At 71.6% G+C, this 14,422-nt stretch carries 12 protein-coding genes; 5 read left to right on the top strand and 7 right to left on the bottom strand.

The genetic code is table 11. The features are described 5' to 3' along the window. Positions 1 to 28 precede the first annotated feature (28 nt). From ACFQSB_RS23950 to ACFQSB_RS23930, 5 genes are all read right to left on the bottom strand, one after another. The gene (locus ACFQSB_RS23950) at positions 29 to 1,105 is read right to left on the bottom strand and encodes an NADH-quinone oxidoreductase subunit B family protein (protein WP_380829227.1); all 1,077 of its coding nucleotides are present in this window, start codon (positions 1,103 to 1,105) and stop codon (positions 29 to 31) included. 10 nt (positions 1,106 to 1,115) lie between these two features. Beyond that, complete coding sequence (locus ACFQSB_RS23945) at positions 1,116 to 1,901, bottom strand: D-sedoheptulose-7-phosphate isomerase (RefSeq protein ID WP_380829226.1); 786 nt, start codon at positions 1,899 to 1,901, stop codon at positions 1,116 to 1,118. Between the two features lie 63 nt (positions 1,902 to 1,964). Then, on the bottom strand, positions 1,965 to 2,576 hold the full coding sequence (locus ACFQSB_RS23940; protein WP_380829224.1) for a D-sedoheptulose-7-phosphate isomerase: 612 nt from the start codon (positions 2,574 to 2,576) through the stop codon (positions 1,965 to 1,967). Between the two features lie 97 nt (positions 2,577 to 2,673). Continuing rightward, a complete protein-coding gene (locus ACFQSB_RS23935) occupies positions 2,674 to 3,378 on the bottom strand; it encodes a dienelactone hydrolase family protein (protein WP_380829223.1) in 705 nt (234 codons plus the stop codon). Positions 3,379 to 3,472: 94 nt separating this feature from the next. Beyond that, complete coding sequence (locus ACFQSB_RS23930; protein ID WP_380829221.1) at positions 3,473 to 5,482, bottom strand: erythromycin esterase family protein; 2,010 nt, start codon at positions 5,480 to 5,482, stop codon at positions 3,473 to 3,475. Between the two features lie 739 nt (positions 5,483 to 6,221). Between ACFQSB_RS23930 and ACFQSB_RS23925 the strand changes: the two genes are divergently transcribed. From ACFQSB_RS23925 to ACFQSB_RS23905, 5 genes are all read left to right on the top strand, one after another. Next, entirely contained in the window at positions 6,222 to 7,631 is a 1,410-nt protein-coding gene (locus ACFQSB_RS23925) for a family 2B encapsulin nanocompartment shell protein (RefSeq protein ID WP_380829220.1), read from the top strand. Between the two features lie 261 nt (positions 7,632 to 7,892). Further along, a complete protein-coding gene (locus ACFQSB_RS23920; protein ID WP_380829218.1) occupies positions 7,893 to 9,056 on the top strand; it encodes a family 2 encapsulin nanocompartment cargo protein polyprenyl transferase in 1,164 nt (387 codons plus the stop codon). 414 nt (positions 9,057 to 9,470) lie between these two features. Beyond that, entirely contained in the window at positions 9,471 to 9,827 is a 357-nt protein-coding gene (locus tag ACFQSB_RS23915) for a dienelactone hydrolase family protein (RefSeq protein ID WP_380829217.1), read from the top strand. A gap of 343 nt (positions 9,828 to 10,170) precedes the next feature. Next, complete coding sequence (locus ACFQSB_RS23910) at positions 10,171 to 11,547, top strand: hypothetical protein (protein WP_380829216.1); 1,377 nt, start codon at positions 10,171 to 10,173, stop codon at positions 11,545 to 11,547. A gap of 221 nt (positions 11,548 to 11,768) precedes the next feature. Next, positions 11,769 to 12,065, top strand: coding sequence for a hypothetical protein (locus tag ACFQSB_RS23905; RefSeq protein ID WP_380829215.1), 297 nt, complete (start codon positions 11,769 to 11,771; stop codon positions 12,063 to 12,065). Positions 12,066 to 12,219: 154 nt separating this feature from the next. Here the strand turns inward: ACFQSB_RS23905 and ACFQSB_RS23900 are convergent, their stop codons facing one another. After that, positions 12,220 to 12,636, bottom strand: coding sequence for a MarR family winged helix-turn-helix transcriptional regulator (locus tag ACFQSB_RS23900; protein ID WP_354840680.1), 417 nt, complete (start codon positions 12,634 to 12,636; stop codon positions 12,220 to 12,222). Beyond that, positions 12,633 to 14,075: an MFS transporter gene (locus ACFQSB_RS23895; RefSeq protein ID WP_354930830.1), complete on the bottom strand. Its 1,443-nt coding sequence runs from the start codon at positions 14,073 to 14,075 to the stop codon at positions 12,633 to 12,635. The genes ACFQSB_RS23900 and ACFQSB_RS23895 overlap by 4 nt, the downstream gene beginning before the upstream one ends. Positions 14,076 to 14,422: the final 347 nt, after the last annotated feature.

Here is a 14,422-nt window from a genome sequence, read left to right as displayed (position 1 = left end):
GGCGCCGTGCGGTTCGGGCGGTCATGTGTCAGCTCCACGGCGCCCGGTACCCGGTGAGCAGGGCGCGGCCCTTGGCCCGCCACTTCGGCTCCTTGTCGACCGTGTGCAGCGTGATCCCGCGCAGTCTGCGCACGACCCCGCCGTACACCGTGCTGATCGAGGAGGACACCATCGCCCCGGGCGGCTCGTCCATGAACGGCATGAACTTGTCGGGGAAGCCGGGCATCGTGCAGGCGATGCAGATGCCGCCGACGTTCGGGCAGCCGCCGAGGCCGGCCATCCAGCCCCGCTTCGGCACGTTGCACTTCACGACCGGCCCCCAGCAGCCGATCTTCACCAGGCACTTCGGCGAGCCGTACTCGACGGCGAACTGCCCCTGCTCGTAGTACCCGGCCCGGTCGCAGCCCTCGTGGACGGTCTGGCCGAACAGCCACGTGGGGCGCAGCGCCTCGTCCAGCGGGATCATCGGCGCCTGCCCGTTGAGCTGGTAGAGCAGGTACAGGAGCGTCTCCGACATGTTGTCGGGCTGCACCGGGCAGCCGGGGACGTTCACGATCGGGACGCCGGCCTTGGACCGCCACTCCCAGCCGAGATAGTCGGCCAGCCCCATGCACCCGGTCGGGTTGCCGGCCATGGCGTGGATGCCGCCGTAGGTGGCGCAGGTGCCGGTCGCGACGACGGCGGTCGCCTTGGGGGCCAGGATGTCCAGCCATTCGGGCAGGGTCATCGGCTGGCCGGTCTCGGGGTTGTTGCCGAACCCCGACCAGTAGCCCTCCTGCTTGATCGACTCGTTGGGGATCGAGCCCTCGACGACCAGGACGAACGGCTCCAGCGCGCCGCGCGCCGCGAGGAAGTACCACTCGATCATGGCGTCGGCGCCCTGCATCGGCCCGCTGTGGAAGTCGATCAGCGGCCAGTGGACCTCCACGGCCGGCAGGCCCGGAAGGCCGCCCAGCACGATGTCCTCGATGCTCGGCTGCGTCGCCGCGGTGAGCGAGACCGAGTCGCCGTCGCAGCTCATGCCGGCGTTGATCCAGAGGATGTGGACGACGGGTTCCTTCTGCTCCCGTGCCCTGTCCTGCGCGGACTCTGTCATGGTGCCCATACCGCCTCCATTACTCCTGGCACTCCTGGCCGGTGTCGGTGAGCGTCGGGACGCGCCCCCGCCCGTCGCCGCGGCCGGTGGGCGCGTCTTGCAGCAGGTGCCGGGTGACCTCCCAGAGCACGTGGTAGAGCGTCGTCTGCGCCTCCTGGATGCGGTGCACGGACGTGGACGGGATGACGAACAGGTGGTCCAGGACGTCCAGCTCCGCCAGCTCGGCGAGCCGTCCGCCCTGGTAGCCGGCCAGGCCCACGGTGAGCAGCCCGCGCCCCCACGCCTCCTCGAAGGCCTGGACGAGGTTGGCGGAGCCGCCGCTGGTGGACAGGCCGAGGGCGATGTCGCCGGGACGGGCCAGGGCCGCGATCTGCCGGGCGAAGACGACGTCGAACCCGACGTCGTTGGACAGGGCCGTGACGACGGCGACGTCGGAGGTCAGGCACAGGGCGGGCAGCGGCGGTCCGTGCCGGGGCCGCAGGTGGAGGGTGGCGACCTCCTGGGCGTCGGTGCTGCTGCCGCCGTTGCCGAAGGTGAACAGCCGCCCGCCCGCGGCGAACCGGTCCGCCATGTCCTGCGCGCACACGGCGAGCCGCTCGGCGTGCAGCTCGCCCACCTGCGCGCGCAGCCGCAGGATCTCCTCCGCCTTGGCCGCGGTCGAGCGGACGGCGTGCTCCTCCAGCTCGCCGCGCCGGCCGTGCTCGCCGCCGGGCCCGTGGCCGCGTCCGCGTCCGCGTCCGCGTCCGCGCAGGAAGGGGTACAGGCCGTCCGTCCCCTCCGCGGCCGCCTCGTCACCGGCGCCCATCGGCGCTCCTCCCCGCGCGCGCGGCGGCGCGGCGGACGGGCGCGGGCGTGCCCTCGCGAGGGGTCATCGGGCCATGTCCGGGCGGGTGCGGGCGTGGAAGACGTGGACCAGCTCCCACAGGACGTGGTACATCGTGACGTGGATCTCCTTGACCACCGCGGGGTCCTCGGCGCCGGCGATGAGCGCGTGGTCCACCGCCGCGCTGCGGGCGATCGCGCCGCCGTCGCCGCCGAGCAGGGCCATCGTGAACAGGCCCTGTTCGCGGGCGGCCTCCAGCCCCTTCAGGACGTTGGCGCACCACCCGTCGGGCGAGACGCCGAGGGCCATGTCGGCCGGAGCGCCCCAGTGGCGCACCTGGTGGGCGAAGACCTCGGCCAGGCCGTCGCGGGCGCCGACCGCGGAGACGGTGGCGGCGTCGTTGCCGAGCGCCATCGCGGGCAGGGCCCGCTTGCCGACGACGACGGGGTGCATGAACTCGACGGCGATGTGGGAGGCGTCGGTGCCCGCGCCGCCGTTGCCGAAGACGATCAGCTTGCCGCCGCGGTGGAACCGCACGGCCATGGCACGGCACGCGCGCGTGATGCGCTCGGAGTCCTCGGTGAGCCGGCGCCCCGCGGACTCCCGCCGGGAGAAGGCTTCGCTGACCGCCTCGCGCGTGGTCGACGTCACAGGCATGTTCACGCTCCGTTATGTACCGTAGTCGTCAGGCTACGATGCGTACACACGGTGCCGACACCCCAAGGCGGACAACCCGGAGTAAAGGCTTGATCTCCTACCTTGGGGGCCCTGAGCGCCGCTCAGGAAAGGGGTACGCGCCGCCGGGGTGCGCGCCGCTCAGGTGGCGGACGAACCACTCTCCGGCCAGGCGGGCCACCTCGTCGAGCGTGCCGGGCTCCTCGAACAGGTGGGTGGCGCCGGGGATGACCGCGAACCCGGTCGGGCCGGGCATCCGCTCCATGGCCTCCCGGTTCAGCACGATCACCATCGGGTCGTCGCCGCCCACGATGAGCAGGGTCGGCTGACGCACCTCGCGCAGGTGGTCGCCGGCCAGGTCCGGCCGCCCGCCGCGCGACACGACCGCCCGCACCGTGTCCGGACGCCGGGCCGCGGCCACCAGGGCCGCCGCCGCGCCCGTGCTGGCGCCGAAGATCCCGATGCCGAGGGCCGACAGCCGCTCCTGCCGCGCCACCCAGTCGGTGACCGCGACCACCCGCTCGGCGAGCAGGCCGATGTCGAAGCGGAGGGCGCCGGTGAAGGCGTCCATCTCCTCCTCTTCGCGGGTCAGCAGGTCCATCAGCACGGTGGCCAGCCCGGCCTCGTTCAGCTCGGCGGCGACGTGCCGGTTGCGGGGGCTGTGCCGCCCGCTGCCGCTGCCGTGGGCGAACACCACCACACCCCGGGCGTCCGGCGGCACGGCCACGTCCGCCCCGAGCGAGACGTCCCCCGCCGGAACGGCCAGGCTCCGCGGTTCGGCCATCACCTCCTCCTTCCTGGTCGGTGGGAAACGGCCGGTGTCCTCCGGCCCTGCCCGGCCGGCGCGGCCCACGGCGTCGTGAGGACCGCGCCGGCGATCACCCCCCGGGGGGACAGGCACGGGGAAGCCGGTCGTGATCCCATTCGGGCGTCCGGTCGAGCGGCTCCACCGCGCGGGTCTCGTCCATGTGCAGGACGGCGTCGAACTCGTCGCTCAGGCGGGCGCGGAAGTAGTGGCACCGGCGCTCGGACCTGGCGCGGTACACCGCCGAGATCATGCGCTGCAGACGGGCCGAGCGCAGCACGTCGGCGCTGCGGGGCGCCGCCGCGAACCAGGTGAGGAACTGCTTCTCCCCGACCTCGTGGAACAGTTCCTCGGCGCTGTCGGACAGGGCGGGGCGCAGCCACTTGCGTTCGGGCCGCGTGCCCCACTGGTCGGCGGCGGTGACCGTGCCGGTGTAGGTGGTCATTCCGATGCTGCGGCAGGCGTCCCCGTGCCGTTCGCGCACGAGCATGCCGAGGTTGATCTCGCCCCGGCACGCCGCCTCCGTCGCCCGAGCGTCCCCCACATGGGCGTCGTGCGCCCATACGACGATCTTGGCGGGGCCGCCGCGCCGCCGGGCGAGGTGCTCCGACAGCGCGTCCAGCGTGTCGGCCATGTGGCGGTCGCGATGGTTCCAGGCGCAGATGCGGCCGCCGAGCATGGACCGGTAGTGCTCGTCGGCGTTCCGCGTGGCCGCGGCGTTGAGCTCGGCGTAGAACAGTTCGTCCTCGGGCAGCAGGCCCTCCTCGCGGGCGGAGCTCATCGCCTCGCGCCGCAGGGCGACGAGCCGGGCGATCATCGCCTCCTCGCTGCTCTCGCCGGCGCCGCAGGCCGGGCTCAGCCCGTACGGCCGGTCCTCGGGACCGAGGTGGTCGAAGCAGGCGTACCGGTCGCGGGCGCGGGCGGCGGCGACCGGGTCGGTCTCCTGGAGGAAGTCGACGACCCGCCGCATCGTCCGGTGCGCGCCGTAGACGTCGAGCCCGTAGAAGCCGGCCTGGCCGCAGAGCCCGGCGAGGACGCCGTCGTTGTGGTCGCGCAGCCAGGTGACGAAGTCCAGCACGACCGCGTTGCGCCACATCCACGACGGGAACCGCTCGAAGCCGCCCAGCGCCTGCTCGGCGGCGGCGTCGTGGCCGCGGCCGTGGACGTACAGGTTCACCCGGTAGGCGTCGGGCCAGTCGGCCTGCACGGCTACGGCGCGGAAGTCGCGCTCCTCGATGAGGCGCCGGGTCATGGCGGCGCGCGCCGCGTAGAACTCGTGGGTGCCGTGGGAAGCGCCGCCGATGAGCACGAACCTGGCCTCACCTACCAGGTCGAACAGCACGTCCGGCGACGGCACGCCGTTGTCGAGCGGAATCGCCTCCGCACGCAGGCCCGCGACGGCCCCGGGCCCTTGTCCGGCCGCCCTGGCCTGCGCCGAGGTGGCCGAGGCCCGCAGCAGGTCGCGCACGTCCTCCAGGGTCACCTCCACGAAGTCCCAGTAAGAGGGGTCGACGACGAAGTACGGCGAGGGCGTGGTGGCGACGACGACCTCGTCCGCCGTCATCCGCAGTTCCTCGTAGGTGGCGGCCGAGCAGGCGGGCAGGGCGACGACGACGCGCGCGGGGCGCTGCCGCCGCAGGGCTTTCAGCGCGGCGGTCATGGCGGCGCCGGTGGCCAGGCCGTCGTCCACGACGATCACCTCCCGGCCCTCGACCGGCTGCGCGGGACGACACTGGCGGAAGTGCCGCTCCCAGCGGGTGATCTCCCGTCCTTCCAGGCCGGCGACGTGCTCGACCACTCCGGGAGGGATGGCCAGTCCCCTGACCACGTCGTCGCTGAGGGCGATGACGCCGTCGCCCGCGATGGCGCCCATCGCCAGGTCCTCCTGGCCGGGCACGCCGAGGCTGCGGGTGACGAAGACGTCCAGGTCCGCGCCGAGGGCCCGCGCCACCTCGTACCCCACCGGGGCGCCACCGCGCGGCAGCGCCAGCACCAGCAGGTCCGGCCGCCCCCGATGGTGGTCGAGGAGACCGGCGAGCGCGCGCCCGGCATCCCTGCGGTCCGAGAAGAGGCGGTCGGGCATCGAGGCCCCCTATCGTGCTCGGCGGCGGGCCACCCGGCCGCACGACGCGCCGGCCGAGCCGGCGGCACGGGCCTCGGACGGGTGGTCCTGGGCCATATCGCCGAGCCTACGCCTTCTCCCGCGGCGGCCTTCGGGCACGGGTGACGCAGCCGCCGGCGGGCCGGCGATCGGGCGGGCGATCGGGCGGGCGCGAGCTCGAGCGCCCGGCCCGCGGCGGACATCCGATGAAGACCACCAAACCCGCCAAACCACATTCAATTAATAAACGCGGCACTTTATGAAATATCGACCAGCACGTCTTCTCGCCAGTGATATCCGGTTCACCCCACGGGCAATGGCCAGGGAAAACGGTAATTGACACACCGAAGATCAAGGCTCCATAATCATTGCGTCCGAGCAGGCCGCGGAAAGCGACACGTGGCCAGAGCCCCCCGTTCCCGACTCAGCGACGATCCCCCGACCACGGCGAAGAGCGCACCATCGCGCATTCGACCGGCACCATGAAAGACGAACGGCATCACAGCGCTTCGCCCCGCGTTCCCGGCGTTTCCGCCTCCGCCCCGGAAATCACCGGACCCCCGGCCGCCAGGGCCGGCGCGGGTTTCCACGGTTATTCCTTCAAATACACCTGGCGAACACCCGATCACTGCGCACCGTACGACCCGGAGTCATCCGGGAAGACCTCGCTCCTGTTTCAGCGTCTCCTCCGTTCGATGCGATAGGGATTGGTGGTGTGGTCGTGACCGAGACGACCAGCGAGATGACAGGCACGGAAAACGGCAGGCCGCAGCAGAGCCTGGCCACCACGGCGGCACGCAACCTGGCCACGACCACCAAGTCGCAGCCACAGATGCAGAACATCACCTCACGATGGCTGCTGCGCATGCTGCCCTGGGTCAACACGCCCGGCGGCGCCTACCGCGTCAACCGCCGCCTCACCTACGCCGTCGGCGACGGGCGGCTGAGCTTCACCAACCAGGGCAACGACGTGCGCGTCGTCCCGCCCGAGCTGCGCGAGCTTCCGCTGCTGCGCCACTTCGGCGACGACGGCGTGCTGGAGGCGCTGGCGAGCCGCTTCACCCAGCACCAGCACGAGCCCGGCAGCACCATCGCGCAGATCGGCGACCCGGCCGACCGGCTCATCCTCATCGCGCACGGCAAGGTCAACAAGATCGGCGCCGGCGAGTACGGCGACCAGACCACCCTGGCCGTCCTGGCCGACGGCGAGTACTACGGCGACCGTTCCCTGTCCGCGGCCACCCCGGCCACGTGGGAGCACACGATCAAGGCGGTCACCCCGACCACCGTCCTCACCCTCTCCCGCCACGCGTTCCAGGAGCTGCTCGACCAGTCGCCGGCGCTGCGCGACCACGTGGAGGAGCACGAACGGCACCCTCGGCCCCCGCACAACAAGCACGGCGAGGCCGCCATCGACATCACCTCCGGCCACTCCGGCGAGCCGTCGCTGTCGACCACCTTCGTCGACTACGAGGCCAGCCCCCGCGAGTACGAGCTCAGCGTCGCGCAGACCATCCTGCGCATCCACACCCGCGTCGCCGACCTGTACAACCAGCCGATGAACCAGACGCACGAGCAGTTGCGCCTCACCATCGAGGCCCTGCGCGAGCGCCAGGAGCACGAGCTGATCAACAATTCCGAGTTCGGGCTGCTGCCCAACGCCGACCTGCGGCAGCGCGTCCAGACCCGCACCGGCCCGCCCACCCCCGACGACCTCGACGAGCTGCTGTGCAGGCGCCGCAAGTCCCACTTCTTCCTGGCCCACCCGCAGACGATCGCGGCGTTCGGCAGGGAGTGCAGCCGCCGCGGCCTGTACCCCGACACCGTGCAGCTGTTCGACCACGCCGTGCCGGCCTGGCGGGGCGTACCGCTGCTGCCCTGCAACAAGATCCCGATCACCAAGACCCGCACCAGCTCGATCCTGGTGCTGCGCACCGGCGAGGACGACCAGGGCGTCATCGGCCTGCACCAGACCGGCCTGCCCGACGAGTACGAGCCGAGCCTGTCGGTGCGCTTCATGGGCATCGACGAGCAGGCCATCATCTCCTACCTGGTCAGCGCCTACTACTCCGCCGCGGTCCTGGTGCCGGACGCACTGGGCGTGCTCGAACACGTCGAGATCGGTCACTGAAACCGCGGTCGGACACGCCGTTCGGGGAACAAACCAACGGGCGGCCGACCACCGTCGGGGTCACTGACGGACCGGCGGCCGGCGCACCACCCGGGGAACGAACCGGGTGACGCCAGGGCCGCGCGAACGACCCCGGCCGCGCCCGGCGGTCGTCGCACGTCCCGCGCGCCCACCGGCCGGGCGCCGGGACGCCCCGAGGGCCGGTGAAAGGGCGTGACGCGCATGGCCGGCACGATGAGCGAGCGGGAAGGAGCCGTGCTCATGGCGAAGACGGTGACCACCGGGCGGCCGCCCGGGGAGGTGCTCGCGTGGAGCCGCGAGCTGACCGGGCCGCCGCTGCGGTCCGCGGTGGAGTCGCTGCCGCCCTCCATGCGGCGCATCGCCGCCTACCACTTCGGCTGGCTGGACGAGCAGGGCCGTCCCGCGTCGGGCAACGCGGGCAAGGCCGTGCGACCCGCGCTGGTCCTGCTGGCCGCCGAGGCGGCCGGGGGCTCGGCGGCCTCGGCCGTGCCCGCGGCGGTGGCGGTGGAACTGGTGCACAACTTCTCGCTCCTGCACGACGACGTCATGGACGGCGACGCGACCCGGCGCCACCGTCCGACCGCCTGGAGCGTGTTCGGGGTCAGCGGGGCGATCCTCGCCGGGGACGCCCTGCTGACGCTCGCGTTCGAGGTCCTGCGGGCCGGCGGCGGCCCGGTCGCCGACGAGGCGACGCGGGTCCTCGGCGCGGCGGTGCTCGACCTGGTGGAGGGCCAGAGCGCCGACACCTCCTTCGAGACCCGCGACGAGGTCACTCTGGCCGAGTGCGTGAGCATGGCCGAGGGGAAGACCGCGGCCCTGCTCGCCGCCTCCTGCGCCCTCGGCGCCCTGTCCGGCGACGGCGGTCCCGAGGTCATCGAAGCCCTGCGCGCGTTCGGCTCGCGTCTCGGGCTCGCCTTCCAGATGGTCGACGACCTGCTCGGCATCTGGGGCGACCCGTCGGTGACCGGCAAACCGGTCTTCTCCGACCTGCGCAACCGCAAGAAGTCCCTCCCCGTCGTCGCCGCCCTCACCTCCGCCACCCCACCCGGCAAGCAACTGACCGCCTTCTACCGCCACCCCCACCCCCCCACCTCACCGGCACGGCCATCCACCCCCGCCGGATCCGAGCACGCCGCAGCCGCACCGGGGATCTCCCCGGCGGGTCAACCGCCCGCCTCGTCCGCCTCGTCCGTTCTCGCCCCCGCCGAACAGGCGCCCGGGACGCCCGAACTGGCGCGCATGGCCTCGCTCATCGAGGCCGCCGGCGGCCGCGCCTGGACCCAGGCCCGGGCGGACGACCTATTGGCCGAGGCGCTCGCCCACCTCGCCTCCGCCGACCCCGCCCCCCGCCCCGCCGCCGAACTCCACGCCCTGGCCCACCTCCTCGCCAAGCGCGACCACTGACCCACCGGCCTGCCCGCTCCATGTCCGAGCCGGCGGCGAGGCACGGTCTCGGCGAGACGCGTGTATCAATTCCTCCCCCTCCACCCCCTGGAGGCGGAGGAATCGATACACGCCGCAACCGGGTCGGCCTCTGTCACCAGGGAAGACGTGCGCGGCCGGGTCTGGACGGCCGAAGGTGGTGGTGGCGGTCGGGGAGGATGGCGGGATGGCTCACATCGCTCTGTTCCATTCCGTTTACGGGCTGCGCGACGTCGAACGCGCCGCCGCCGACCGCTTCCGCGCCGCCGGGCACGAGGTCGTCACGCCCGACCTGTACGCAGGTGAGAGCGCGACGACGATCGACACGGGTTCGTCCTGCAGAAACGGATCGGCTGGGAGGTCATCGTCGAACGGGCGCGCGACGCGGTACGGAAGATGCCCGCCGGCACGGTCCTCGCCGGCGTCTCGATGGGCGCCGGGGTCATCGGCGACCTGCTGGCGGATCGGCGCGACACGGCCGGTGTGCTGCTCGTGCACGGCATAGCCGAGATCCCCGCCTCGGCTCGGGCCGGCCTGCCCGTGCAACTGCACGTCGCCGACCCGGACGCGTTCGCGCCTCCCGCCGCCGTCGCCGCATGGGAAAGCGCCGCGACGGACGCCGGCGCCGTCGTACAGGTCTTCACCTATCCGGGAGTAGGGCACTTCTACACGGACGCGACTCTGCACGAACACGATGAGGAGGCCACCGCCCTCACCTGGCACCGCAGCATGGACTTCCTCCGCCACCTCTGACCCGCCGATGGGGGAACGCCGGCGCCGAGGCGGGAGGAGAGGACGAATGGACCATCGGATGCGCTCGATGTGAAGCCGACCTGGCTCTGCGCTGTAGCCGGGTCGCTCTCCTCGTACGCCCACAGACCATGTCCGGGGTCCGGTCCGGGGACACGGGGGACATCGAGGTGCGGTCGAGGTGGGACATTGCGGTCCGCTGGCCTGATGCGGACACGGGACGGTTGGCGATTGCCGGGGCGACGTGCCCGGCTTACGCTGCACAAGCCACCTCTTCCGCTGAGCACCGCGCCTGTTCGGCGTGCTCGCACCAGGTTCAGCGTTCCTCTCCCGAAAGAGGCCCACCATGTTTCCCGCTCAACCGTCCCCCGACAGCGGCATGCGCGAGGACCGTTCCAAGACGAACTCCGATCCCGGCGCGGTGGCTCCGACCGCCTTCCCGTTGCTGCTGACGCGCCTGGAGGACCACGTCAAGGAGGCCGGGATCACCCAGAACGCGGTGTGCGACGGCGCGGTCCGAAGCTATCTCGCGGCGATCCAGGACCCGGGGATCGACACCCTCGCCATGCCCGCGCTGGGCATTCTGAGCAATCACATCGACGCGGCGATGCACGCGTGCTCGCTGATGGCCCCCGGAGCCTCGGTCTCCTCCTACGCGTCCATGGTCACCTCCAAGGCGACCAACACCTACGCGTCGGCCACCAACGTCGCCGCCGACGAGCACCTGGTCGCGCAGGTGGGCCTGGCGGTTCGCGCGCGCTTCGACCCGTACGTGGTCGCCTGTGAGCGGCAGCTGTACCTCAACCACGCGGACGTCCCCGCCGACCTGAAGGTCCTCATCCAGAACCACGCCATGGGCTCGGTCAAGGATCCCCTGGTGGAGGCCGCCGAGCAGATCCTGCAGGCGGCGCACACGCCCGCCGATCCCACCAACGCCGAGAAGGCCGCGCTGGTCCAGGCCCTGGAGGCCCTCCCGGTGGTCCAGGCCATGTACAACGGCAAGCTCGCCGTCGGCGCCGGGGCCGAGGGCGGTTCTCTGCCCACCATCGTGGTGACCGCCGCCTGCAAGGCCCAGAAGCACTTCGGCAAGTACGCCGACCAGTTCTTCAAGAACGCGCCGACCGGCATGGTGATCTATGCCGCACTCGTGCAGCCGTCGCGCAGGCCTCCCGCGAGGCACGTGTCGAACATCGAGGTCACCGAGGACACCGTCGAGCCCGGCCGGTTCTGGCTCGGCACCCGCGTGACGCAGTACCGGGCGAACGCCGCGCGCGTGGGCAACAAGGTGCGTCTGTCGGTGATGGACGACGTCTCCACGGTCGTGCACGAGATCGGGCACCAGGTCGAGTTCTACCTTCCCGCGGTCGAATGGATGCGCCTGCACCAGATCATCAGAATGCGCATGGTGGGCGCTCAGCTCGTCAACATCTATCCCAAGTCGGAGAAGGCCGAACCGGCCTTCGACGTCAGCGCCATGCCGGCGTTCGAGGCGTACTACACCAACCCGGATGCGCAGAGAAGCGGCAAGTACTATCCCGCCAAGCTGTACGTCTCCGGCGACACCGAACTGCTGTCCATGACCGTGCAGTTCTTCAGCCGGCCCGACACCGCCACCCTCATGATCCAGCGCGACCCGGTACTCGCGGCGACCGTCCTGCGCGCCATCCGCCCGGACGACTTCACCAACTTCCCCGCCAACCTGCTGGCCCTGCTCCCCACCTGAGCCCCCTCCCCACACGAACGCCCCAACCCGCGAAACGGCGAGACGACCAGCAGCCAGGGGCGCCAAGAGAAAAGGCGCACCATCTCCAGGCGCCCCTCAAGCACCACACGACGGTCGAGGGTCGCGACGGGTGCTTGGCTTGAGCAGGGTTCTCACGGTACGGCTTCTGGAAACCGGATCAGATTCATTTCGCGGAGAGCTGGGCGTATGCCGCTGCGGGTATGGAGTCCGCAGCGGACACGGCACGCGAGGCGGTGCTCACGTTCGCCCCGGAGTACCAGTACCGAACCAACGTCCATCTGCACGGAGCGCTGTGTACGGTCGTTCAGGGCGACGTCGGCAAAGGTCTGCGCCAGGCGACGGCGACGATCGAATCGCTCCCACTCACCTACCGCAGTGGGAACATCATCGAAACCGGTCGCATGGTCCTGCGCGCCGTGCCACATGACCGGCAGGCTCTGCCGTCGGTGGCCGATTTCCGCGTGCTCTTGGCCGATACCCCGATTTCAAGGTCCTGACCTCTGCAATCTCGATCCCGGGGCGCATCGCGTCCCCGGTCGTCGAACAACCCTGTGCCTGCGGGACGGTGGGATGTCCGCCAGGCAGGGACGCCTGGTGAAGGACGGGCGCCGAAGGCGCACGATTTCCAGGGCGGCTGTAGCGGAGCATGTGTCAGCGGGTGAGGGTGGCGATGATGCGGTCGAGGGTGGCGAGGTCGGCGGGGTCGAGGGCGAGGATGGCGGGCGGGGGCTCGTCGAGGATGCCCTCGGCGCGGGCGGCGGCCTTCTCGCCTTCGGGGGTGACGGTCACGATCTTCTGCCGGCGGTCGTCGGGGTGGACGTCGCGCACCACCAGGCCGCGGCGGACCAGGTCGTCCACGACCAGGGTGGTGTAGGGCGCGTCTATGGAGAGCTCGGTGGCGAGCTGGCGCATGGTCATCGGTGACCCCGCGAGGTGGCGCAGGGCCTTGACGCGGATGAAGCTCATGTCCAGGGCGGCGGTGACCTCCTTGCGGCGGTCGTACCGGTCGAGGATGAGCGTGCGCATGCCGTGCCAGGCTCGGGCGGCCATCTGGGGGTCGTGGCTCATGACGTGACGGGAATCCTCGTGTCCTCGACGGAGAGGTGCGCCGCGGTCCGCTCCGCGGTGCCCTTCGCCCATCTGCCCGTGGTGATGATACCCAGAGCGAGCACGACAGTCCCGTACGCGACGGTGATCCACCAGCCGGCCCGCCCGGCGGAGGCGAAGCCGTCGCGGAGCGATCCGGACAGGCCGGTGGCGAGCACCGAGCCGGCGATGGCGACGCCGAGCGACTGGCCGACCTGGCGGCTGGTCGAGGCGACGGCCGCGGCGACCCCGGCCTGCGAGATCGGCATGCCCGAGACGGCGGTGTTGGTGATCGGGGCGTTGACGATGCCGGAGCCCAGGCCGAAGACGGTGTAGGCGGCCAGGATCCAGAGCAGGGGCGTGTCGGCGCTCAGCCGGGTGAGCATGAGCCCGCTCACGGTGAAGGCGACACCGGCGATGACCAGGGACGGCCGGGGTCCGCGCTCGCCGACCAGCCGTCCGGACAGCGGGCCGCAGAGCAGGGTCATCGCGGCGATCGGCAGCGTGCACAGGCCCGCGTGGAACGGGGACAGGTGGCGGACGTCCTGCAGGTAGAGGGTGTTGAGGAACAGGAATCCGCCGAAGGCGGCGAACGCGCTCATCGCGATGACCGAGGCGCCGGAGAAGGGGACGCTGCGGAAGAAGCGCAGGTCGATGAGGGGTTCGCGGCGGCGCGGCTCGTAGATGAGCAGGCCGGCGAGCCCGGCGACCGCGAGGAGGGAGAACCCGATGATGAGCGGCGACCCCCAGCCGTGCCCCGGCGCCTCGATGATCGCGTAGGTGAGCGCGGCCAGTGTCACGATGACCAGCACCTGCCCGACGGGGTCGATGCGGCGGGCGCGCGAGGCCCGCGACTCGGGGACGAAGACGGCGGTGAGCACCAGGGCGGCCGCGGCGACCGGCACGTTGATCCAGAAGATGGCGCGCCAGCCGATCGAGTCGATGAGCGCGCCGCCGACGACCGGGCCGAGGCCGATGCTGATGCCGACCACGCCTCCCCACACGCCGATGGCGCGGGCGCGTTCGCGGGGGTCGGTGAAGATGTTGGTGACGATCGACATGGCGACGGGGTTGAGCATCGAGCCGCCGATGGCCTGCACGACGCGGAAGGCCACCAGCCAGCCGAGGCTCGGCGCGAGCCCGCACAGCAGGGAGCCGAGCGCGAAGACCACCAGGCCGGTCTGGAACGTGCGCCGCCGTCCGACGCGGTCGCCGGTCGAGCCGGCCAGCAGCAGGAGGCTGGCCAGCACGAGGGTGTAGGCGTCGATGGTCCACTGCATGCCCGAGACGGGGGCGTGCAGGTCGCGCTCGATCGCCGGGAGGGCGACGTTCACGATGGTGTTGTCGAGCCCGACGATGAACAGGCTCATGCAGCAGATGACCAGGATGAGCATTCGCCTGCGGCGGCTGAGCTCCGGCACGACGCCCCCATGTTTGTAGGCCTACAATGGTTTTAATAGTACAACCAATGCCGCGATAGCCGGATTTATGCCCATGAGCTGCGGATACATGGCGAACGCCGGGGAAGGACGACTTCGTGGGGGCGTGCGACGGCCGGCCTCCTGAGCCGGACTCCGTCCACGGACGTCCGCCGGGGGCCGCGCAGCGCGTTCGGGCCGGGCTCCGCCGTCGCCGCGCTCTGGGGGACAGCGGCCTGCCGCGACTCGCCGCGGCCGATCTCGTCCGGCCGCGACGATGGCGCGGTCACGTGGCTGTCCCCCACCCGTCCCCGATCGCGCCCTCGGGTGAGGTCCGGCGCAGCGTCCAA

This window comes from Sphaerisporangium rhizosphaerae (assembly GCF_042665155.1).
Classification (GTDB): Bacteria; Actinomycetota; Actinomycetes; order Streptosporangiales; family Streptosporangiaceae; genus Sphaerisporangium; species Sphaerisporangium rhizosphaerae.
Note: the sequence above shows the minus strand (reverse complement) of the source record. Positions and strands in the feature narration are given on the sequence as shown.